This is a genomic window from Oceanobacillus sp. GQ8 (assembly GCF_059758495.1).
In genome coordinates this window covers 663,742-685,597 of sequence record NZ_JCAXEV010000003.1, presented here as the reverse complement: position 1 = coordinate 685,597, position 21,856 = coordinate 663,742, and the positions used below count along the sequence as shown (strand labels likewise).

Annotated in this window: 26 protein-coding genes; 11 read left to right on the top strand and 15 right to left on the bottom strand. The window is 38.2% G+C overall.

All coding sequences use genetic code 11. The features are described from left to right. Window positions 1–90: 90 nt before the first annotated feature. On the bottom strand, window positions 91–1,149 hold the full coding sequence (locus AC6CHS_RS12260; RefSeq protein ID WP_498236417.1) for a M20/M25/M40 family metallo-hydrolase: 1,059 nt from the start codon (window positions 1,147–1,149) through the stop codon (window positions 91–93). Between the two features lie 282 nt (window positions 1,150–1,431). On the opposite strand from AC6CHS_RS12260, the gene AC6CHS_RS12255 reads away from it, so the two are divergent. Together AC6CHS_RS12255 and AC6CHS_RS12250 are read left to right on the top strand one after the other, a co-directional pair. Further along, entirely contained in the window at window positions 1,432–1,983 is a 552-nt protein-coding gene (locus AC6CHS_RS12255) for a thioredoxin family protein (RefSeq protein ID WP_498236416.1), read from the top strand. 93 nt (window positions 1,984–2,076) lie between these two features. Next, a complete protein-coding gene (locus tag AC6CHS_RS12250; RefSeq protein WP_498236414.1) occupies window positions 2,077–3,084 on the top strand; it encodes a potassium channel family protein in 1,008 nt (335 codons plus the stop codon). Here AC6CHS_RS12250 and AC6CHS_RS12245 read toward each other — a convergent pair. Continuing rightward, on the bottom strand, window positions 3,061–3,474 hold the full coding sequence (locus AC6CHS_RS12245) for a YugN family protein (protein ID WP_036574641.1): 414 nt from the start codon (window positions 3,472–3,474) through the stop codon (window positions 3,061–3,063). The genes AC6CHS_RS12250 and AC6CHS_RS12245 overlap by 24 nt on opposite strands. A gap of 114 nt (window positions 3,475–3,588) precedes the next feature. On the opposite strand from AC6CHS_RS12245, the gene yugI reads away from it, so the two are divergent. Beyond that, window positions 3,589–3,975: a S1 domain-containing post-transcriptional regulator GSP13 gene (yugI, locus tag AC6CHS_RS12240; RefSeq protein ID WP_498236412.1), complete on the top strand. Its 387-nt coding sequence runs from the start codon at window positions 3,589–3,591 to the stop codon at window positions 3,973–3,975. Between the two features lie 190 nt (window positions 3,976–4,165). On the opposite strand, the gene AC6CHS_RS12235 is transcribed toward yugI, so the two are convergent. Next, window positions 4,166–4,408 (bottom strand): DUF378 domain-containing protein, encoded by a 243-nt coding sequence (locus tag AC6CHS_RS12235; RefSeq protein WP_238019978.1) that lies wholly within the window; start codon window positions 4,406–4,408, stop codon window positions 4,166–4,168. A 144-nt stretch (window positions 4,409–4,552) separates the two neighbouring features. Between AC6CHS_RS12235 and AC6CHS_RS12230 the strand changes: the two genes are divergently transcribed. Continuing rightward, the gene (locus AC6CHS_RS12230; RefSeq protein WP_498236411.1) at window positions 4,553–5,902 is read left to right on the top strand and encodes a glucose-6-phosphate isomerase; all 1,350 of its coding nucleotides are present in this window, start codon (window positions 4,553–4,555) and stop codon (window positions 5,900–5,902) included. Between the two features lie 38 nt (window positions 5,903–5,940). On the opposite strand, the gene AC6CHS_RS12225 is transcribed toward AC6CHS_RS12230, so the two are convergent. Then, on the bottom strand, window positions 5,941–7,434 hold the full coding sequence (locus tag AC6CHS_RS12225; RefSeq protein ID WP_498236409.1) for a hypothetical protein: 1,494 nt from the start codon (window positions 7,432–7,434) through the stop codon (window positions 5,941–5,943). A gap of 241 nt (window positions 7,435–7,675) precedes the next feature. On the opposite strand from AC6CHS_RS12225, the gene AC6CHS_RS12220 reads away from it, so the two are divergent. Further along, window positions 7,676–8,848, top strand: a complete 1,173-nt coding sequence (locus AC6CHS_RS12220; RefSeq protein ID WP_498236407.1) for a MalY/PatB family protein — start codon at window positions 7,676–7,678, stop codon at window positions 8,846–8,848. 245 nt (window positions 8,849–9,093) lie between these two features. Here the strand turns inward: AC6CHS_RS12220 and AC6CHS_RS12215 are convergent, their stop codons facing one another. Then, window positions 9,094–9,672: a superoxide dismutase family protein gene (locus AC6CHS_RS12215; RefSeq protein ID WP_498236405.1), complete on the bottom strand. Its 579-nt coding sequence runs from the start codon at window positions 9,670–9,672 to the stop codon at window positions 9,094–9,096. Between the two features lie 78 nt (window positions 9,673–9,750). Then, complete coding sequence (locus AC6CHS_RS12210; protein WP_106897233.1) at window positions 9,751–9,942, bottom strand: hypothetical protein; 192 nt, start codon at window positions 9,940–9,942, stop codon at window positions 9,751–9,753. A gap of 119 nt (window positions 9,943–10,061) precedes the next feature. Here AC6CHS_RS12210 and kapB point away from each other — a divergent pair, with 119 nt between their 5' ends. After that, complete coding sequence (gene kapB, locus AC6CHS_RS12205) at window positions 10,062–10,439, top strand: kinase-associated lipoprotein KapB (protein WP_498236403.1); 378 nt, start codon at window positions 10,062–10,064, stop codon at window positions 10,437–10,439. A gap of 96 nt (window positions 10,440–10,535) precedes the next feature. Here kapB and AC6CHS_RS12200 read toward each other — a convergent pair whose 3' ends face one another. Beyond that, window positions 10,536–10,799 (bottom strand): phosphocarrier protein HPr, encoded by a 264-nt coding sequence (locus AC6CHS_RS12200; protein WP_036574659.1) that lies wholly within the window; start codon window positions 10,797–10,799, stop codon window positions 10,536–10,538. Between the two features lie 214 nt (window positions 10,800–11,013). Between AC6CHS_RS12200 and deoD the strand changes: the two genes are divergently transcribed. The 3 genes from deoD (at window position 11,014) to AC6CHS_RS12185 (ending at window position 13,238) form a co-directional block, all read left to right on the top strand. Beyond that, window positions 11,014–11,721: a purine-nucleoside phosphorylase gene (deoD, locus tag AC6CHS_RS12195; protein WP_498236401.1), complete on the top strand. Its 708-nt coding sequence runs from the start codon at window positions 11,014–11,016 to the stop codon at window positions 11,719–11,721. 181 nt (window positions 11,722–11,902) lie between these two features. Further along, on the top strand, window positions 11,903–12,496 hold the full coding sequence (locus AC6CHS_RS12190) for a biotin transporter BioY (protein WP_498236399.1): 594 nt from the start codon (window positions 11,903–11,905) through the stop codon (window positions 12,494–12,496). Between the two features lie 268 nt (window positions 12,497–12,764). Beyond that, window positions 12,765–13,238, top strand: a complete 474-nt coding sequence (locus AC6CHS_RS12185; protein ID WP_036574666.1) for a divergent PAP2 family protein — start codon at window positions 12,765–12,767, stop codon at window positions 13,236–13,238. A 96-nt stretch (window positions 13,239–13,334) separates the two neighbouring features. Here the strand turns inward: AC6CHS_RS12185 and spsC are convergent, their stop codons facing one another. From spsC to AC6CHS_RS12170, 3 genes are all read right to left on the bottom strand, one after another. Next, window positions 13,335–14,033 (bottom strand): stationary phase survival protein SpsC, encoded by a 699-nt coding sequence (gene spsC, locus AC6CHS_RS12180; protein WP_498236397.1) that lies wholly within the window; start codon window positions 14,031–14,033, stop codon window positions 13,335–13,337. Between the two features lie 107 nt (window positions 14,034–14,140). Then, window positions 14,141–14,452: a YuiB family protein gene (locus tag AC6CHS_RS12175; RefSeq protein WP_498236496.1), complete on the bottom strand. Its 312-nt coding sequence runs from the start codon at window positions 14,450–14,452 to the stop codon at window positions 14,141–14,143. A gap of 214 nt (window positions 14,453–14,666) precedes the next feature. Beyond that, the gene (locus AC6CHS_RS12170) at window positions 14,667–15,884 is read right to left on the bottom strand and encodes an NAD(P)/FAD-dependent oxidoreductase (protein ID WP_498236395.1); all 1,218 of its coding nucleotides are present in this window, start codon (window positions 15,882–15,884) and stop codon (window positions 14,667–14,669) included. A 649-nt stretch (window positions 15,885–16,533) separates the two neighbouring features. Here AC6CHS_RS12170 and AC6CHS_RS12165 point away from each other — a divergent pair. Beyond that, window positions 16,534–17,520 (top strand): NAD(P)/FAD-dependent oxidoreductase, encoded by a 987-nt coding sequence (locus AC6CHS_RS12165; RefSeq protein ID WP_498236393.1) that lies wholly within the window; start codon window positions 16,534–16,536, stop codon window positions 17,518–17,520. Window positions 17,521–17,581: 61 nt separating this feature from the next. Here the strand turns inward: AC6CHS_RS12165 and AC6CHS_RS12160 are convergent, their stop codons facing one another. The 3 genes from AC6CHS_RS12160 to AC6CHS_RS12150 form a co-directional block, all read right to left on the bottom strand. Then, window positions 17,582–17,938: a HesB/IscA family protein gene (locus AC6CHS_RS12160; protein WP_106897239.1), complete on the bottom strand. Its 357-nt coding sequence runs from the start codon at window positions 17,936–17,938 to the stop codon at window positions 17,582–17,584. Window positions 17,939–18,020: 82 nt separating this feature from the next. Beyond that, window positions 18,021–18,851: a diaminopimelate epimerase gene (gene dapF, locus AC6CHS_RS12155; protein ID WP_498236391.1), complete on the bottom strand. Its 831-nt coding sequence runs from the start codon at window positions 18,849–18,851 to the stop codon at window positions 18,021–18,023. A gap of 36 nt (window positions 18,852–18,887) precedes the next feature. Then, window positions 18,888–19,217, bottom strand: coding sequence for a YuzD family protein (locus tag AC6CHS_RS12150; RefSeq protein ID WP_498236389.1), 330 nt, complete (start codon window positions 19,215–19,217; stop codon window positions 18,888–18,890). 148 nt (window positions 19,218–19,365) lie between these two features. On the opposite strand from AC6CHS_RS12150, the gene AC6CHS_RS12145 reads away from it, so the two are divergent. Then, window positions 19,366–19,590 (top strand): NifU family protein, encoded by a 225-nt coding sequence (locus AC6CHS_RS12145; protein ID WP_036574679.1) that lies wholly within the window; start codon window positions 19,366–19,368, stop codon window positions 19,588–19,590. A 157-nt stretch (window positions 19,591–19,747) separates the two neighbouring features. On the opposite strand, the gene AC6CHS_RS12140 is transcribed toward AC6CHS_RS12145, so the two are convergent. Together AC6CHS_RS12140 and AC6CHS_RS12135 are read right to left on the bottom strand one after the other, a co-directional pair. Then, window positions 19,748–20,713, bottom strand: coding sequence for a 2-hydroxyacid dehydrogenase (locus tag AC6CHS_RS12140; RefSeq protein ID WP_498236494.1), 966 nt, complete (start codon window positions 20,711–20,713; stop codon window positions 19,748–19,750). Window positions 20,714–20,740: 27 nt separating this feature from the next. Then, the gene (locus tag AC6CHS_RS12135; protein WP_498236492.1) at window positions 20,741–21,709 is read right to left on the bottom strand and encodes a YutH/CotS family kinase-like spore coat protein; all 969 of its coding nucleotides are present in this window, start codon (window positions 21,707–21,709) and stop codon (window positions 20,741–20,743) included. Window positions 21,710–21,856 lie beyond the last annotated feature (147 nt).

The following is a 21,856-nucleotide window of genomic DNA, read 5'->3' as shown; positions in this document are numbered from 1 at the left end:
TCTTTCGAACTAAACGCTATCTAATCTCGTTTTTGCAGAAAATAGCAATTGATGGTCTTTTCTCAAACATCTTTTGTTATTACAAGAGAATTAATCTTCTAATGGGTTTAAGCTTTCTTCTCCTGTTAACGATGCCAGCATTGTAACCAGTAATTCAATTTCTTCATCAATATCTTTTAAGCTCGCCGTTTCTACTGGGGAATGCATGTAACGTAATGGTAATGAAACGAGTGACACCGGAACTCCTGCTCCAGTTAATCTCATCTTATCGGCATCCGTACCAGTCATTCTCGGTGTCAATTCATACTGAACAGCCATCTCTAAACGTTTTGCAGCTTTTTCCAACAGTTTATTTATTTTAATATTAATCGGCGCACCCTTTGCTAAAACAGGGCCTTTTTCAAGTCTCACATCACCGTGTTTGTTTTTGTTCACGCCAGGATAATCTGTTGCAAAGGTAACGTCACATGCAATCGCCATAGTTGGTTGAATACCTGCCGCAGCGAAATAAGCTCCACCCATATTTGTTTCTTCATTAACTGTACTTGCTGCATATACACCTACAGAACAGCCTCTTTCCTTTAAACGCCTTAATACTTCAGCAACAATGAATGCACCAGTGCGATTATCCAACCCACGGCCGGCAACATAGCGATCCTTTAAAATTTCTGGTTCTGTTTTATAAACAGCCAGATCCCCAATTTGTATATTTTTTTCAGCTTCTTCTTTTGATTGATAGCCACAATCAATAAATAAATCTTCCAATCCAAAGTCGTTTTTTAAGCCACCATGATGCTGGGCGTTCACACCAATCACACCTGTTACGGTTTTGTTATAGCCCAGTACTGTTGTTTTCATGCCTACTGCTGCCTTTGGATTTATGCCACCCATCTTATCAAAATGTAAGAATCCCTCTTCATCAATTCGGTTGATAACCAGACCTATCTCATCGCAATGTCCTGCTAGCAATACCTTAAAAGTAGCATCAGGATTTAAAACACCAATTGCATTGCCTGCATTATCTGTTCTTATTTCATCTGCAAATTCCTTTACATAGGTAATCCATTTCTTTTGAATTTCCATTTCATTACTCGACGGTGAGGCTGTATGTAACAAATCTAATAGGAAATCACGGTTTGCATTTTCCATTTATTATTCCTCCTTCAATTACTTCTTTTACTCCCGGTGCAAGCGTCCGTAACACTCCCACTTCAAAACATGAAGTGAAACAGTGATGTTTAAGTGGAAGTAAACGGACGCTAACACCCCGATTCGTTCAACTAACAATCAGTGGGGGAAGAACGAAAAGCCCCCGCCGATTGAAGTTTCACTTTATATAATAGCAAATAATCAAATAAAGAGCACTTTAGTTTACGTAACATTTTATTATGGATACACTCAAAGTAAATATAAAAAAGGGAGCAGATAGCGATGAATCTGAATACGTGGTTTGAAAAAGGAATGTCTCCAGATATGTATATAGAATCAATGGAAAAGCATAAGGAAAACCTGCTTTATATATACGATACTTTTTCTTTACCAGAGGATACTGCGTTTTTCACACGATTGCAGAAAGAGCAACTACGTGCCATCGTCTTAACAGAAGACTGGTGTGGCGATGCCATGCTTAACATCCCAATATTACTTCATATTGCTGAAGCAGGTCACATTGATGTTCGTATGTTACTTCGCGATCAGAATTTGGAGTTGATGGATAGCTATTTAACAAATGGAAAATCCAGATCCATCCCTATTATCATCTTTCTAGACCAAGATGGAAATGAAGTTTCAAAATGGGGACCGAGGGCAGAAAAGATTCAAGAATTTGTAACGGAGTCACAGGCAAAACTCCCAGAAAAGGATGCGTCTGACTATAAAGAGAAATTTAACGAAATGATTCTTTTTATGACTAAGTCGTTCCGTGACAATCATGATTTTTGGGAAGAAGTTTATAACAGTTTAAAAGAAACCCTATCTAAGTAATAGAAAAGCTGGCAAATTATTGTCAGCTTTTTTGTATACACCTTAAAAGCCTGTGTCCATACTAGAAGTAAAAAAGGAACAACAGGTGAGCATATGAGCGTTCGATTTATTAAACAAGTCTACCACCAATTACCAGTTATCTTTAGACTGCTATTGAGTATTACTGCCCTTATGCTTTTTTTCGGTACCATCATTCATTTAGTGGAACCAAATCAATTTCCTACTGTATTTGAGGGAATTTGGTGGGCAATTGTTACAGGCGCAACAGTTGGCTATGGAGATTATGTACCTCTAACCATTTCGGGGAAAATCGTAGCAATCACATTAATTCTGTCAGGTGGTGGACTCGTAGCATTCTACATTACCACTTTGTCAGCAGCCACGGTACAGCATGAAAAAGATCTCTTGGAAGGAAAGCTTCAGTTTAAAGGAAGTAATCATTATATCTTTATTGGCTGGAATGAACGCACCCGCAGACTGATCGACTTGACCATTGAAAACAGTCCTAGCACCCAAATTGTCTTAATTGACCGTACACTAAACGCTGTAGAATATCGTCACTATCCTGTGCATTTTATAAAAGGAGACCCCACGGAGGATCAAACCCTCAAGAAGGCAAACATTTCACTGGCTCATCGTGTCCTTATTTCAGCAGACATTTCTGCAAAGAACGAAAGACAGGCTGATAATGACACTATTTTATCAACCGTGGCCATAAGAGGAAATAATAAACACGTACTCATTATTGCGGAGATCCTCACAAGAGTACAGATAGAAAACGCACTGCGAGCTGGCGCTACGACGATTATTCGCACGAATGATTTTATGTCTGGGCTTTTTTATCATGAATTATCTCATAAAGCATCCTCTACACCCTTTGAAGACTTATTACAGCTAATGAAAACACAGCAATTTCATCATACGGAGGTCACCGAGGACTTGCACGAAAAGACATTTAGTGAACTTTCTACTATTCAAACAAAACAGCAACATATTTTACTCGGGATTATACGTAACCATGACTATTATTTAAATTGTGCCCCCACTTTTGTACTAAAGCAGGGCGACATTGTAATTTCATTGGTCGCTTGGAAGAATTAGCGCCTCAAGTTTTTGAACGAGGCTTTTACCGATCTCAATATATTCTGCAGGAACATCTGCATCTGGGTTTGTCGGTGTCTGGAATTGATTAACCATACCTTGAAATGGACCATTTCGACTATCTTGATCATTCCCAGACTCGTATTCATGCGCCAACAAGAAGGGCTTTTCCAAACGAACCGTGACCCCGGGATAATCCAGAGAACCTGCTACGGCATAAAACGGCACACGCAAAAAATAATATGCCCCCTTATCATCCACTTTCAAGTCAAAGTAACCATTATCATAATCCCAATTCGCACCAATCACATAGCCTTCTGGTTTTAATAGTTCTTCCAATACAAATAACGGATAAATTCTCTCTTCCACTTTTGAGTCTAATGGTACCATTCTTAACATCCCTTTCTACATTGTTTTTCTTATATTTTGCCTAAACCTGTTTATTATGCTAAAATAATATATTGTGTGAAATGAATCGAATAATGTATATAGGAGTTGTTCAGCATGACAAACAAATTTGAGGTTGGTCAAATATTAGATGGTAAGGTAACAGGCATTCAACCATACGGTGCTTTCGTTGCTTTAGATGAGGAAACACAGGGCTTAGTTCATATATCCGAAGTAACACATGGCTTTGTAAAGGATATTAACGAACATCTAACTACCGGCGATGAAGTAAAAGTTAAAGTTCTTACTATTGATGAAGAAAAGAACAAAGTTTCTTTATCCATCCGAGCTACAGAAGAAGCACCAAAAAAAGCACCAAAGCCACGTAAGCAACAAACTGTAGCAGTTCAACAAACCAATGATTCAGCTGGTTTTAACACACTAAAAGACAAGCTTGAAGAGTGGATTGAACAATCTGAAGAACGTGACTCATTTAAGAAATAAGTAGAAAGGGAAACTCAAACTTGAGTTTCCCTTTTTTTACACGTTGGGAATGTTTGAAATTTTAGCCAGAAAGCAATGACAATCTAGCTGGAATTTCGAAGTCCCAAGTATTAGAAAACTTACACATTCACTAAAAGACGAGCGAATGAAAGCTTTTCTAATTTGTATAGCAACTTACTTATGTTCAGGATTAACCATCAACACGGTCGGGTTCTCTTTGTTTTGAAAAAGCCTCATCTGTTTTAAATAGCAATGGAATGAGCACAAGGCCGCTAATACCAACCAATCCATAAATAATTCTGGCTAAGGCTGCACTTTGCTCTCCTCCACCGAAAATAGCTGCCACTAAATCAAATTGGAATAAGGCGATTAGTCCCCAGTTAACAGCTCCAATAATTGTCAGCGCTAAGGCTGCTCTTTGTAAACCATTCATTTTTGTATCCTCCTTTTTCTAGTGATCGTGACTAGTTTTTACAGATCCGCAAAGAAATATGCAAAGTACTTTTCTTGATTTAACCCCAACGCTTAGGTAAAGTAAATGTTGAACATTGAAACAAGAATCAAGGAGGGAAATAACGTGACACATGTTTCGTTTACGTATGATAAAGCATTATCTTTTTTCAACAAAGAGGAAATAAATAACATGGCAGGTTTCGTTGAGACTGCACACCAAGCATTACATAATAAAACTGGAGCAGGTAATGATTATCTTGGTTGGATTGATCTACCAAGCAATTATGATAAAGAGGAATATAGCCGTATCAAAGCTAGTGCCGAGAAAATTAGACAAGATTCTGATGTTTTACTCGTAATCGGTATTGGCGGTTCATATTTAGGAGCCCGAGCAGCAATTGAAATGCTTACCCACTCCTTCCAGAATTTGATCTCTAAAGAAGACAGGAAAGCACCACAGGTTATCTTTGTTGGACATCATATGAGTTCAGCTTATGTGAACGAGCTTTTTGATGTGCTAAAAGATAAAGATGTATCCATCAATGTTATCTCTAAAAGTGGTACAACGACAGAACCGGCAATCGCCTTCCGTATTTTCAAAAAGTTCCTTGAAGAAAAATATGGTGTCGAGGAAGCTACGAAACGCATCTATGCAACAACAGACCGCGAAAAAGGGGCACTAAAAACATCTGCTGATGAAGCAGGCTACGAAACTTTCGTGATACCTGATGATGTAGGTGGACGCTATTCTGTTCTTACAGCTGTAGGACTATTGCCAATTGCAGTAAGTGGCGTTTCCATTGATAGCATGATGGAAGGTGCACAGGCAGCAGAGAAAGATCTATCCACTTCTTCTCTTGAGGAGAACCCCGCATATCAATATGCTGTTGTTCGAAATGTCCTATACAATAAAGGCAAAACCATTGAAATGTTAATTAACTATGAGCCACAGCTACAATACTTTGCAGAATGGTGGAAGCAATTATTTGGTGAAAGTGAAGGGAAGGACCAAAAAGGAATTTACCCTTCTTCCGCTAACTTCTCTACAGATCTTCACTCTCTTGGACAGTACGTACAGGATGGAAGAAGAGATTTATTTGAGACAGTTCTTCATGTTAATAAATCGAAGAAGGAAGTCATTGTGGAAGAGGAATCCAATGATTCAGATGGCCTGAATTATCTAGCTGGTAAATCACTTCACGAAATCAATGATAAGGCATTCCAAGGAACACTTCTTGCCCATACAGATGGCGATGTTCCAAACTTAATCGTAGAAGTTCCAGAGCTTGATGCATATACATTTGGTTACCTTGTGTATTTCTTTGAAAAAGCATGTGCGTTGAGTGGCTACTTACTTGGTGTGAATCCTTTTGATCAGCCAGGAGTAGAAGCATACAAGAAAAATATGTTCGCCCTACTTGGTAAGCCAGGTTTTGAAAAAGAAAAAGCAGAGCTTGAAAACCGATTAAAGTAAATTTTATATAGCAAAATAAAAACCCCAGTTTGGGGTTTTTATTTTGCCGTTATATCCAGTAGTTTCCATCCTTCATTTGTTTTTCGCAATATAAACTTCATCGCTATCTCATTCGACGAATCCGCACTCTTTAGGAAGAAAACTGTCGCTTCTTTTTTATTCGTCCTTTCTACCACATATTCTGTTTCATAAGCTAGATCCACCCAGAGATGAGCTGCAGATTGACGTAGCATCTCCTGCCTTAAACTATCCGTACCACCCTCTATAATAGAAGCATCATATAGAGTTATTGTATCGTCTACTCGCCCCTCTTCTATGATATACACGTAAAGAAAAACAACTTGTTTTGGAGATAAACCGTTTAGAAAGTCGTGATCCTTTTTTTCCGTAAGTAAATCAAAGTGATCTAATGTCTGTTTATCAAATGGCCAACGGTTTGCACTAGTAATATCATCTGCCTGTACGCCAGAAAACTGATCATCAAACATAATATACAATTTATTTAAAGCTCTGTTATTTGTAAGATTCCAATCATTGGATCTGTACTCCTTTACTGCATCATCAATGATACTCCAATAGATGGAATCTTTATGGTTTGCTAAGAATCCCTCCAACTCAGTCTTAGTAGTCTCAACGTCAGGCCTAGTCATCAAATAAAGCTCAAGCAGGTGAGCCGCATGGTTACTTAAAAGTTTTCTCGCCCAGGGGGATAGTTTATCCTCATTATGTGTATCATAGATCATTTCAAGCTCGAGTAAAAAAGCAGCGATTTCTTCCATTGGTAGCTCAATCAATTCTTCATATGCTCTAGTGGCTATCTTCTCATTATCTGTTAAAAACCGAAGGAGTGCTTCATCTCCCACAATTTCTTCCCTAAATTCAATATTGTCGAGGAGCCATTCCGGATCTTGGTTGATTCCGTAATTTACCAACATATAGCCCTGCTCTCCAAGAGAACCAAGCAGTTTGTCTAAGGATTCACCACCAGTCGCTTCCCCTTCCTGTATTGCCTTCAATATTTCTTCATATTGCTTAGTCGATTTATCGTGTAGCTCCCTCTCAAGAGTTTCATTAAAGTCTATTTCATAAAAACGCTGGAATTTCAACCTTTCTTCTAGCAAATCTTCATATGCTTGCAAGTCAAGCCTTTCGTTTTTATTGAATGTTTCGACCAACGTCTTTGGTGTCCTTAATATTTGTTGTACCTTTCTTTTTGCATTTTCCAATTCATCTGAATCAGCATTTTCTTCAGTGGCTTCTACGATCTTTTTTGCTTCGTTTACTTGCGGAAAAAGATCGACATTTTCTACCCCTAATGATTCACGAAAAGCTAATTTCTCCAGTGAAAAGAATTTCTCAATAGATATTTCTTCTTCTGCTGTCTCTTTCTGCTTGTTTATATTTAGATTAATGACTGTACCTACAATTACTATAATAATGATCAGCAACCCAAAAATATAGCGTCGTTTTTTCAGTTTGCTATGTTTACTTGTACTGGCTTTTTGTTTGTCTTCTCCCCTAATTTGAACCATTCCATTACCCCTTTCGAATAAAACTACTAAGAAATTTATATAAAAAAACTAAATAAATGTTTTAAACATGTAAATGCTGGGTAATACTATCAATGTAAGACTTTCTCGTATTCCCCCTGTAAGCAAGGCGTTCTGAACGCTTTGCTTTTTTTTGTTCTATTTTTAAGACAGCGTCCATGCAGTCCTGTTATCAAGTTTGCTATACTTAGTATAATTGAATTTTGTAAGGAGGAGAACATCGTTGGGTAAATTTGATATATTACACGATAGAAAAAATACAAGATCAGTAAAATGGGATATGCTTCAGCCCATATTTCAGACAGAAGACGTCCTTCCAATGTGGGTTGCTGATATGGATTTCATGGCACCTGAAGAGGTTAATCAAGCTATTATTGATCGGGCAAAGCATGGAATATACGGCTATACAATCGTAGACCAAGCTGTAAAGGGTTCAATTGAATCATGGTTAAAAGAACGCCACGATTGGCAAATTGATCAAGGTTGGCTATCTTTCAGTCCAGGTGTGGTAACCAGTTTACATATGGCCATTCAAGCTTTCACAGAGGTTGGCGATAGAGTATTAATTCAAACACCTGTCTACACCCCCTTTTACAAGGTCGTAGAAAGCCATGACAGACAAGTTGTGAAAAACCCGCTTCTATACAAAGAAAAAACGTATCAAATTGACTTTGTTGATTTTGAGGAAAAATTACAAGACGGGGTAAAGGCTTTTATTCTTTGTTCACCACATAACCCAGTTGGGCGTGTATGGTCAAAAGAAGAGCTAACAAAGATGGCGGAACTATGTGTAAAACATGAGGTTCTCATAATTTCAGATGAGATACATGGTGATCTAGTTTTTCCAGGGAACAAACATATCCCTATTGCCTCATTATCAGAGGAAATTGCGCATCAAACCATCACGTGTATGGCTCCATCTAAAACATTTAATCTCGCTGGGCTGCAGGCATCCTATGTCGTGACACCAGATAAGCAAAAGCGAATAACGCTGGAAGAGCATTTTAACAAGCAAGGTGCACATATGTTAAATATAATGGGAAATACCGCCTTAGAAGCGGCCTATTTGCACGGTGGTCCATGGCTTGATGAACTTTTACAGGTCCTTTATGATAACAAAACCTATGTAAAGAAAATGTTTGCAGAACATGCAAGCGACCTCGAAGTAATTGATTCCCAGGGAACGTATTTACTATGGATAGATTGTACGAAGCTAGGTATGGATGAGAAAGAATTGAAAAAGTTTATGATTGAAAAAGCTAAGGTGGGACTGAATACCGGAATCGAGTATGGTGATGAAGGAAAACACTTTATGCGGATGAACATTGGGTGTCCTAAAGCAACCGTTGAAGAGGGTGTACAACGGATTATTCAGGCTATCCAAACCATAAAGTGAAACTCCAATCAGTAGGGGTTTTCTTCTTCCCCCACTGATTGTTAGTTGAACGAATCGGGTGTTAGCGTCCGTTTACCCCCACTTTAACTTCTTCGTTTTACTTTATGTTTTGAAGTGGGAGGCTTACGGACGGTTACACCGGGATAAAATAATTAAAATATAAAAGGCCGAGTGAATTCTTTTCTACTACTCGTAGAAGGTTGAATTCGCTCGGCCTTTAATCTTCCTTTTTATAACTTGTTATTCTACTCTTCTTGGTCTTCATTAAACTCAGTCGGATCTGTTGGTGACTCCTCATTCTTTCCTTCCTCAGGATTCGTTTTTAATTCACCACATACGATTCTTGGCCCGCCACCGCCACCCGGCTGTGTTAGTCCGTCGTCTGGACCTTCCTGTATAATAAAGGATGTGCCATCTTCTTTTAACAAAGAATTTTTACCCTCCATTAAGGTTGCTCCAGCCAGCATTAATTCAGCATCTACTAGTCCCCCGGCATCTGCCTCAAGATTTGGTAAGTCTCCAAGATGTGGCCCCTCTGGGTGCATCAACCCATGCTCTTTTCCTTCAGGATTGTAGTGATTTCCTGCAGTTGTAAAATCAGGAGCTTCACATATAGGATATTCATGTACGTGAAAGCCATGGAAGCCAGGTTCCAGTCCCTCTAGCTTTACTTTTACTTGAATACCATCAGCTTGCTCACTTAAAGCAACTGTTCCTATCATATCACCAGACACATTATACATATCAACTGTTTTCAGTTTTTCAGCAGCATTGGATTGGCAAGCAGTAAGGAAAAGTAAAACAATAAAAAAAACGAAGCGCATACGAAATACTCCTTTATGGTCATTTTAGCTTAGTATTCGCCACTTCGTTTATTTTAATGAATTGGACATAGGAAATGTTTAATTTTCCTTATTGCCCTGTTGCTCGGTTAAGGTCTCTTTGTAGCTTTCATTAAATGCCTTTTCCTCTTTCTTTGACCGTTTATACAAGAGGTACATCACAACACATGCAGCGATCATAAAGATGATAAGTGTGATGACGGCAGGTATATATTCTGTTTTATCTTCTGGAAAATATAAAAATGGCATCATTTTGTTTCACGCCTTTCTGAATCTCATTATAGCAAATAAAATGAGATAACCAAATGGCAAGCGATAATGTTCGCTAAACTGTGATATTTTTGGCAAAATAATAGAAGGAGGTTTTAGATATGACGGATAAACAAATTGGTGACAAGGTTAAAGCGCACTATAAATCGGGTACATACTTGGGAAAAATAGTAGAAGATCGTGGTGATAAGTATCTTGTAGAAGTACTAGCTGTTGTGAAACACCCTATACAAGGGGATCTGCATAACCCTAATCAAACAGAAGGTGTCTTTTTCCATGAGCGAAAAGCACTTGCCTTTCATGAGAAAATGAATGTAAAAAAACCTGCAGTACACGCTTTTGATGGTGATATACCGGAATACATGATTTCCTTACAAGAAGCAGTCCAAAAATATAAGGAAAAATTGTTACAAGAGGATTCAGCATATAACCGCGAAGCACTTCTAGCAATAGAACGACTTGAAAAGGAATATGCTTAGACAGTGATTGACTGAACTTTCTTCCTCCATGCTCCTTAACATAAAAAAAGCTGCCCTCCCAAATTGTTGGAAGGTACAGCTTTTTTTAATGTAAAATTATTCACCAAGATGTTCTTTAATTACTTCTTCTACACCTTTAAGTGCATCTTCTTCATCACTACCGTTTGCAGTCACTTTAATTTCCGCACCTTTTGGAATTCCAAGTGACATAACACCCATGATGGATTTAAGGTTTACATTTTTGCCATTGTATGAAACCTCTACTTCTGATTCAAATTGTCCAGCTTTGTTTACTAAAAGTGTAGCTGGGCGTGCGTGTACCCCTGTATCAGCAGTAATCGTAAATGTTTGTTCTTTCATTGTGTATCATCCTTCCAACCATAATATTCATAGTATGTACTATTCTCTAGTACAACGTTCATTATAAGTGAATAACTGAACTAAATATATTATATACAAAAACAAAACTTTTTGAAACAAAAAAGCCCATATTTTTTAATTCATTTGTTTTTAAAGAGCGGTTATGATAACGTTTATTTGATATATGTTGCAAATTAAATTGGAGGGGTAAACAATGAGTGTCCATATAGGTGCTAAACAAGGAGAAATCGCTGACAAAATATTACTTCCAGGAGATCCGCTCCGCGCTAAATTTATTGCGGAAAACTTCCTAGAAGACGTTTCACAATATAATGAGGTTCGTGGTATGTACGGTTTCACAGGTACATATAAAGGAGAGAAAGTTTCCGTACAAGGTACTGGAATGGGTGTACCTTCCATCTCTATTTATGTAAATGAATTAATTCAAAGTTATGATGTTAAGAAGTTAATTCGTGTTGGAACATGTGGTGCCATTCAGAAAGATGTAAAGGTGCGCGATGTTATTCTAGCGCAAGGTTCCACAACGGATTCACAAATGAACCGTATGGTATTCCAAGGGATTGACTATGCTCCACTTGCAGATTTCGAACTTCTTAAAAATGCATACGACGCTGGATTGGAAAAAGGATTAAATCTCCGTGTCGGAAATGTATTTACAAGTGATACCTTTTACCGTGATAATGCGAAGGAAGTAAATGAATTACTTGCTGCTTACAAAGTGCTGGCAGTGGAAATGGAGACAACGGCTTTATATACATTGGCTGCTAAGCATGGCCGACAAGCCCTTTCTGTTCTTACTGTTTCAGACCACATTCTTACCGGTGAAGAAACGTCAGCAGAAGAACGCCAAACCACCTTTAATGAAATGATGGAAATAGCACTAGAGGCAGCTATAAAATAATATATCAGAAGCCAAAGGAGATCGAACTATAAGATGAGTCGATCTCCTTTGGCTTATTTCTAACTCTTTAGCCAAATCTTTACAATAACGTCTTGTTAGGGTTTTATATTGTTAACCATAAAAAAAATAGGTTGACAAACGTGTCCATTTCTAACTATTATGTTGTTAAGGAGGAATGGATATGCGTACAAAACCAATCGATCTAACATTTGGAGCAGTATTTGTTTGTTTAATGGCAATTGGAGCCAACATTACAGTCTGGTTTCCTTTTCTTGCAATACCACTTGGTGGGACATCAGTTCCCTTATCACTGCAAACCTTTTTTGCCATAATAGCTGGCATGATGCTGGGAAAAAAACGTGCAAGTTATGCAATGATTACATATATACTTGTCGGAACAGCTGGTCTACCAATCTTTGCTGGTTTATCTGCCGGTCCAATGCAACTGATTAGTCCAACTGGCGGCTTTATTTTCTCTTTTGTTTTTATTGCCTTTTTTGTCGGATGGATAACAGAAAAACAAAAAAAAGCGCGTCTACCTCTCTATTCATTAGCGGCACTAGTGGGCGTAGCATTTAATTACGGAATTGGCGTCACCTACATGTATGTAGCAATGAACACATGGTTAGAACTCCCGGTTACATACGAATTGGCTTGGATTGGCATGATCCCATTTTTAATTAAGGACATTGCTCTTTCCTGTCTTGCTGCCCTATTTATTCTTCAGTTAGAGAAGCGAGTTCCCACAAAATGGATGTATGCGAAAGCTTCCTAATAAAGTGAAACTTCAATCAGTGGAGGTTTTCATTCTTCCCCCACTGATTGTTAGTTGAACGAATCGGGGTGTTAACGTCCGTTTACTCCCACTAAAAACTCACTGTTTCACCTCATGTTTGAAGTGGGAGTCTTACGGACGGTTGTATCGGGATAAATACAGGACTTAACACGAGTAACTGATAACGGGTGTTTCATGCGTTTCCTGATGAGGTATGATAAACTAAGAGCAAGATCAAATATCGCATCAGGAAGGATGTTACGCATTTATGGATTTATTCCTAAATTTCCCTTTATGGGCTGCACTTGCTGCAATTGTCTTTGCCCAAGTTGTAAAAATACCAATTAAACTCATTGTGACAAAGGAGTTTATTCCTGGCCTTGCATTCAGCACAGGAGGCATGCCCAGTAGCCACTCTGCAGCTGTTGCCGCATTAACTACAGGTGTTGGTATTATCGAAGGTGTAACATCCACCGTATTTGCTGTTTCCTGTGTTTTCAGTATTATTATAATGTTTGATGCTTCTGGAGTACGCAGACAGGCCGGAGAACAGGCAGTAGTACTAAACCAGCTAATCAAAGACTTTCAATTGTTCGTAGATGGAGCAAAGGATTGGAATAAAAAAGAGGAATTTCAAAAGCGACAAGAACTTAAAGAATTGCTCGGGCATCAGCCAATCGAAGTTTTCTTCGGAGGTCTCTCCGGAATCCTAATCGCCTTTCTCCTATATACACTTTATTAATCCAAAAGAAGAGTACCAGTAGTAACTTAAAAACCTTAACTCATACAAACACAAATAAAGGGAAGCCTGCCACTATTGGCGTGCTTCCCTTTTAAATTAGCTTTCTGTGATTTGTTGCCTGAATACCTGCAATGAATCTGTTTCGTTTAATTGTTTGAGTTCTTTTTCCGTAAGTGTTCCATCACCTAATTCAATTAGATGTACATCTAGCTCTTTCTTCCCCCATTGGGCATACACATCCTCAACAGTGTTAAAAAATAAGTCAATCTTATTGCCGGTAATGGCACTACCTTTGTCTGCCACAACACCATAGCCATAGTCTGGAATGAAAAGTATCGTCCCAATAGGATATACATCTAAATCAGCCGCAATAGTAGAATACAAATCTCGTTTTACTTGAACACCTGAATACGTTATACCATACTCTGGATGTCCTGGTGACTTCCCAGTCGACTCTACTCCTGCAGTATATCCTGTTGCTACCACTTGTGATTTTGGATACTGATTAATATTAGCCGCTTCTTCTAATGTTTTAGGCCCTTCAATTTCATCACTTGATATATACATTTTCTTCTGCTCTAAAAAGTTCAATTCCTTTTTTTCTAATGATGATTGCCTGAATTTTGACTCTGTAACTGTGTTATTATCCGTGTTAGTGATACGCATTGGCTCATAATCTACCCAATCTCGCACATCAGCAAATGACACGTTAGAAATGGATGTGATGGTAACTAAAAAGGCTGCTACAAACAACGAAAACATACCTACTCTTCGAAACGTTTTTTTGATTTTCATGATTAACACCTCTCTGGATGTCATCATTTCCAATCTAGTAATATTTTATTCAAAGAAAGATAAATTCTCTATAATATTCTGTCTTTTCCTGATTGCTACTTTATCAATTAAAACATTTGATAACCACTTTTGCGTAGCATTTTAATCACAATACCTGAAACAACCGCTCCAACAAAACCTGCCAATAAAATAGTAATGTCAGCCGGTGTAATAGATAGAAATTTTGAATATGCTTCAGAAAATGCGATACCTGGATTTTTGAAATATTCTAGTGTAGACATATCATCCACAATCATTATCACTACTAATGGGTATAATATAGCCATTAACCATGTTTTCCTTAACAGCATATTTAGGATAAAGGCAATGCCAAAAAAGATAACAAAATATAGTACGATCGATACAAGCAATTGAACGATTTGCGCCAACCTGTGTCTCCCCTTCCACATATGTACAGTAAAATTTCATACAAAATCCATTTTATACGAAAGCCAACGAAAAGTACATGTTCTCCTATTTTCTTCATTCATCTTAAAAGAATATTGAGGAAGAAAATCATCATTAGACAATTTTTATATCTTCCTAACGTGTAAAAAAAATGCAAAGCAGCTGTAGCCGCTTCACATATTAGGATTAATAAAAGATATTAAATTTTCCCTTTTTCATTAAAAGTCCAGGTCCTCCCAGTTTTAGGAGGTAACGATTGTCGCTCATCTTTTTCATGAAGGTTGCTTTCCAGCCGAATAATTTGTACTGATTAAATAGTACAGCTATTCCATCATTATGACCTAAAGATGCTATTGTTCCTAAAAGTTTTGGAGTGAATTCTTCTAGCTCTCCTCCATTAATGAAGGCTTTTACATTATGGGCGACAGTTCCTGATTGCTGAATCGCAATTTGCGCGGTAGGTGGAAATGGTCTACCTGTTTCTGGATCCATGATCAAAGCACAATCCCCAATAACAAAAACATCATCATAATCTGGTGTGCGCATATCTTTGCGAACTTCAACTTTACCACGATTTGTTGAAAATCCTGATTTCTCTACTATAGAATTCGCCTTAACACCTGCAGCCCAGATAGTAGTCATGGTCGGAATCTCTACAAGCCTTCCATCCTTCTCATATGTTACTTTGTCTGGATTACATTCTTTCAACATCGCCCCAGTCACAAATTCTACTCCACGTGATTCCAAGGAGTTCATGGCATATTCGACTAACTGTGGGTCAAAGCCAGGTAATACAGTTGGGGACCCTTCAATGTTTATGATTCGAACAAGATGCTTATCAATATCGTATTCTTCACAAAGCTCTGGAACCCGGTTTGCAATTTCGCCAAGGAATTCAACCCCAGTAAATCCACCGCCTCCTACCACAATGTTAATTCTTGCCTGATTATTTGGTTCTTCATTATGATATAATGCAAAATTATACTCCAAATGTTCTCTAATTAGACGGGCACTGTTAATATCTCCAATGGTGAATGCATATTCTTCGAGGCCTGGTATGCCGAATGTAGCTGCCTCGAACCCTAATCCGATTACCAACACGTCATATTTTAACTCATTGTTAGACAGCTTAACCTTTTTAGCATCTGGTTTGATCGAAATCACTTTATCTTGAACAAAACGGATACGGTTCAAATTTACGACTTCTTTAATGGATATGCGAGTTCGATCTTGATGCAAGGTGCCGGCTGCATTTTCGTGTAGCCATGTGGTTTGATAATGGTAGTCATTCATATTTACCAATGTAATGTCAGCTTCGTTCATTCCAATACTTTTTTGGAGTTTTACGGCCGTCATGATGCCTCCATAACCTGCACCCAAAATAACAATATGCGGATTATTCATTATTATCACTTCCGTTTATAATTTTCTGTTGTTGTTACTATCCCAAAGCCTACGTTCATTTTTTCGTTTATAGCCTTATCAAACTAGATAGCATCATCTCCACTACGGAAGGTAAGGGCAATTTATTAATTCTCCTGAAAAATGAATACTTCTTTTTATGATGCGAGATACTAGCAGAGGTATAGAACCACTGTTCATTAAACATAGATTGATGCTATAGGATGGGCAGTTTTTGTTGATCATTGTGTCTCTATATCGTTAATACGTTAACGGGGAATCTTTATACATATATTTACATGTTTGTGACAAACTTCACTTAATTACTCAATAAAAATGACATGCAGTCTAAATGCTGTGTCACCTTGTACCTTTAAAATAAAGTATGAGTCTAGTATTCATAGAAATATCATACATCTGTTACACAATTGTAATATAGTGCACTAAGTAATAGTATATCTTTCAATTCTATTTTTCAAGTGTTTCTTTTACTTTCTTAATTATTAATTTATTAGCAAATCTTCTCAATACATATTGGAAAAGTTCCGCTTTCACCTATTTCGAAATAAGCCATTCCAAAGCCTTTTTACGTTAATTATGATACGATAGGACTGTTGGGCAAGGAATTAACATGTAATGGAGGTATATAAGCATGACAGAAAAGGTTTATGACGTCACCATCATAGGTGCAGGCCCTGTGGGTCTATTCACTGCATTCTATGGCGGAATGAGACAGGCAAGTGTGAAAATTATTGAGAGTCTACCACATACCGGGGGACAACTAACCGCTTTGTACCCGGAGAAATATATATATGATGTTGCTGGGTATCCGAAAGTACGTGCACAGGAATTAATCGATAATTTAGAGGAACAGGCTAATATTTTTGATCCTACGATTGTACTTGAGCAATCCATTGAGAAGATTGAAAGATTAGAGGATCAATCATTTAAACTTATATCGAATACTGAAGAGGTCCATTTTACCAAGACAATTATTATTACAGGAGGTAATGGTGCCTTTCAACCTCGAAGACTAGATGTAGACGATTGTGAACAATTTGAAGGAGTTAACCTTCACTACCACGTAAAGGATATGAATCAGTACAAAGACCAAAATGTTGTATTGCTTGGTGGCGGTGATTCTGCAGTTGATTGGGCGCTAATGCTGGAGCCCATCGCCAAAAAAGTAACCCTTGTTCATCGTAGAGATAAGTTTAGAGCACATGAACATAGTGTGGAAAAGCTAATGGATTCGAATGTAGAGATTATGACCCCGTTTGTACCATCAGGTGTCGTCGCAAGCGACCGAATTGATAAGGTCCTTTTTGAAGAAGTAAAAGGGGACAGGCAGGTAGAACTAGAGGTCGATGCTGTCCTATGTAACTATGGTTTCGTGTCCTCGCTTGGACCTATAAAAGACTGGGGACTAGATATTGAAAAAAACAGTATTGTGGTCAATTCTAAAATGGAAACAAATATCCCAGGAATTTATGCAGCAGGAGATATTTGTACTTATGACGGAAAAGTAAAATTGATCGCAACAGGATTTGGCGAAGGACCAACTGCCATCAACAATGCAAAGCAGTATATTGATCCAAAAGCAAGAATCCAACCAAAACATTCAACGAGCATGTTCTAAAAATAAATGAATTTAAAAAAAGGGGCAGTGGATTAAACCACTGCCCCTTTTTATATCTTATTTAACAATCTCCTGGTGTGCCTACTTTATCCTTCGTTCTAAATGATGAGCCACAACCACAAGATACTATGGCATTTGGATTATCAATACTGAACCCGCCGCCCATCATGTTTTGTTTGTAATCAATTTGCGTTCCTTCAATAATTGGAATATCCTGATTAAAAAACACAACTGGCACTCCGTTTATTTCATCTACTGTATCGAGTTCTTCATTGATTTCATATTCAAAGCCCAATGAATAGGACAGACCACTGCAACCGCCGCCTTTAATACCAAAGCGCAGGCGTGCCTCCGCGGACTCTTCCTTCATCATTTCATGGATTTGATTTGCCGCATTGTCGGTAATTGTTATAACCATCCCTTGGACCTCCTCAGATCATGATCATTACAATTAAGTATACAAAGAATAACACTACAATTCAACTATTTGAGTTGATCTTTTAATAGTGAAAAACACCCGTAGCTATTGTCTTAGCTTCCCCACTCATCCAAACCATACCAACTTCATCCCAGTTAATTACAAGGTCTCCTCCCTGCAAATGAACCGTTACATCTTCTCCTCGAGAAACAAGACCATTTAATGCAGCTGCTACAACCGCTGCACAAGCTCCTGTTCCACAAGCCTGTGTGACTCCTGATCCTCGCTCCCATACACGAAAATGAAGTTCCCTTTCTGATATGACCTGAATGAATTCTACATTTACGCCATCAGGAAAGCGGGTGTCCTTTTCGATAACTGGTCCCAGTTCATATAGCGGAGCATCCTTAATATCTTCTACAAAAAAGACAGCATGCGGATTTCCCATGGATACAGCTGTTAATTCTAATAGTTGGTCTTCTACCGTATACTCTTCTCTAATAACCGTTTCTGCTTCGTCTCCTAGCATAGGAATAGCCGTTCTTTGTAATGCTGGCTCTCCCATGTTTATCGTTACCTGATCAACTCTTCCTTCTAAAAGAAAAACCTCAGCTTCCACAATATTCGCCTTCGTTTCAATTTGAAAAGTAGGCTCTGTTACAATCCCATTTTCAAAGGCATACTTCGCTGTGCACCTGAGACCGTTCCCACAACTTTTCCCTTCCGAACCGTCCTTATTAAAAATTCGCATCCCAACGTCAGCTTTCGTACTTGGGTGGATTAAAATCATTCCATCCGAGCCGATCCCTTTATGTACATCTGCCATTGCACTGGCTATTTTGGGCATACTTGCTTCTTCCATCTGATAATGGAATAAATCTACATATATATAATTATTTCCTAAACCATGCATTTTTGTAAAAGGTATTTCCAAATTAATCACTCTTTTCTAATTAGACTGTAGATGGATTTCATTTCGATCCAGCTCCTGATAAATTGTTTTTAGCCTCGGAATGCCTTCAGCTACCAGTTTATCATTTACCAGTACAACTGGATAAAATAAATCCTCCTCGATTATTCGTTCGACAAACTGTTGATGTTTCTCCACGGTCGGTGGATTATTTATATCGATATATTCATAGTCAATGTGGTCAGCCACGTATTTTCTTCCAATTGCAGCCTGTAACCAATCATATGTGTCCCTTGACCCAGGTGCGCCAACACAGCTTGCGCAAATCTGGTTTGCACCATAGACTGTTATTGTAACCTTCCCCATCATTTGTAGCCCCCTTTTGCAGTTACTTATATTTTACAAAATGTTTGGTTAAAGATAAAATATAAGTAACCGATGAGTAAAAATATAATTTCAGATAGATTTTTACATGAATTCGTTTTATACTATTTATATGGAAAGGAGAAGATGGATAATGCAAGAACAGGTACAGGAAGTTTTAAATAAACTACGCCCTTTTCTACTGCGTGATGGTGGAGATGTGGAGCTAGTTGATGTAGATGATAATGGCATTGTACTTCTTCGTCTTATGGGTGCATGCGGTAATTGTCCAAGTTCTACCATAACATTAAAGGCAGGAATTGAGCGCGCCCTGATGGCTGAAGTCCCAGGCGTTACAGAAATTGAACAAGTATTTTAGAACTATCAAATATATAAAAAAGGCAGACTTAAATGTCTGCCTTTTTTGCACGTTAAAAAGTATAAAATGTAGCTAGGATACAATGACGACGCTTGAAGCGTTCAGCTATTAATATGAGGCTATCTCGTTCACAAACGAGTATATACATCCTTGTGGCTTATTTCACTGCTGTAATCGGCCCTGTACCATGAATAACCCCTGATATATTCTCCAGGCATAACTGTAGCATATTGCTTCTCGTTTCAATGCTTGCTGATCCAATATGCGGCAAACAGACAACGTTTATTTTGTTTAGTAGTGGGTGATCAGATCGAATTGGTTCTTCTGCAAACACATCTAACCCTGCTGCAGAAATTTCCCCTGTTTCTAATGCTTTAACTAATTCATTTTCATTTACTACACTGCCACGTGAAACATTAATAAAAATTGCAGAGCTCTTCATTTTCTGGAAAACTTCTTTATTAAACATTTGATTTGTTTCAGGAGTAGCAGGTACTACAGAAATAACAAAATCAGCTTTGTTCAGCAATGCAGTAAAATCTACATACGTGGCCCCAACCCGCTTTTCCGCTTCCACTTTACGAGAACGATTGTGATACAAGATTTCCATTCCAAACCCTTGGGCGCGTCTTGCAATCGCTTCACCAATCCTCCCCACTCCTACAATACCGATTGTTTTATTATGTACATCCATACCTGCAAGTAAATAAGGCGACCATTGTTTCCATTTATCTTCTTTTATATATTGGTTTGCTTCCACAATTCTCCTTGCTGTCGCCAGAAGAAGAGAAAACGCTAAATCAGCTGTTGATTCTGTTAAAACCCCTGGTGTGTTTGTCACAACCACACCCGCTTCTCTAGCTGCATCAAGATCAATATTATCGTAGCCTACTGCCAAGTTAGCAACAACCTGAAGTGAACTACCTGTATTAAATACCTCCTGGTCCATTGTTTCACTTAGCATACAAAGAACCCCACGAGCATCGGAAACCTCTGTTAAAAGTACTTCTCTAGGAACCGGCTCTTCCTCATATTGCCACATTGATATAGTAAAATCTTGCTGAAAAGGTTCCAAAATCTTTTCTGGTATCTTTCTTGTGATGTATAGCTTCGGTTTTTCTATCATCGCCCTCTCCCTCCAGCTTTCTTCTTACAGCCAGTGTAACACAGGGATTTGTAATGAGGTAGAGTCTAGACCACCCCATCGATAAAGGTCGCGCATTTTCTTTTCATACTCTTCTTGCATCGTTAGTAAGGAGGAAAACGCTGTAAATGGATCTTCAAGTGTCCTCCCACTCATTACAGAATCAAAGTGGTCAAAAAAATGTACGGGGTAAAGTAGCCTTGCATACAACAGGCGCCAACTAAAAATAGATAGCGGTCTTTCTGCTTGGTAGTCATGCAAGAATTGTACGATTCCTTCCGATGGTGCATCGCTTAACAGCATGCCTCTCGTATATTCCGCTAAATCACGGACCGGATGATCAAAAACAAAATCATCTAGCCAAATAACAGATTTTTGTAGATTATTTGTATATCGTTGAAATGAAATAGTTCCTTGATCTACCGTATCAAATCTGTTTTCTCGTTCACTTTCCTGTAAATACTGGATAGCATTTTCACTTATCCCAATAATATAGGGCAAGGTATCCATCACCATGCGAAAGTAATCATTTGGTGATTCCTTTGCGGCCAAAGGCACGTTTTTTTCATATGCCTCTAGTTTGTCTATCCAAAGTTTTTTCCATAGTCCATAACTAGATATCTGGTGTGGCTCGAAGCTATATAGGGTACCGATAGTATGAAAGGCTGCTAGAGATCGCCCACTGCTTTCTCTTGTCGTATTGTTAAGTTGTTCTACCATGACGACCATGTACGTATTGTTCTGAAATACGGTGAACCAGTCCCCATTAGTATTGGCCACTGGGATAGCGGTGTGTCGGTAATTATTTTCCAACAAATAGTAAGCAAGCGCTGCTTGTTCCATATGAATAATTTCCCTGTTATCAGAGGAAATGGTAAAATAAACATATTCGTCTTGTTTATAACCATCTCTTCCAGCCAGTACTACTTTCTCACTTGCTTGGATATTATAATGTGTGGCGAGCATGGTTTCCATTGACAATATGATCACACCCTTTGTTTTAACTTAATGAATCATCTTATCCCTTGTAGATATAAAGGGGTCAGATCTTTAACAAGATTAGTACTAATGTATGTTAGAAAAGGCAAATTCATTAACCAATTTATTAGGAAAAGGTGATGT